1 protein-coding gene is annotated in these 207 nt (G+C 60.4%); it reads left to right on the forward strand.

What is annotated here, in order from left to right; translation table 11 throughout:
- Positions 1-17: 17 nt before the first annotated feature.
- Positions 18-207 (forward strand): IS66 family insertion sequence element accessory protein TnpA (gene tnpA / locus PZA18_RS25960; protein ID WP_407951225.1); only part of this gene is annotated, 190 nt, incomplete at its 3' end.

Genomic DNA, 207 nt, shown 5'->3' on the forward strand with positions numbered 1-207 from the left:
TTGTCAGGAGCGGAGCGATGGCGCAAGAAAGTGAATCCTGGGCGCAGCGAGAGGCGCATGTTGAAAGGTGGCGTAGCAGCGGTTTGAAGGCGGAGGCGTATTGTGAACAGCAGGGTTTGGCCTTGCCTAGCTTCCTGTATTGGGTGAAGCGGCTGCGTCGGCCAAGGGAAGAGGCCCAACCGGTTGCGCCGTTACAGCTGGTCCCTG

Source organism: Parachitinimonas caeni (genome assembly GCF_030129945.1).
Classification (GTDB): Bacteria; Pseudomonadota; Gammaproteobacteria; order Burkholderiales; family Chitinimonadaceae; genus Parachitinimonas; species Parachitinimonas caeni.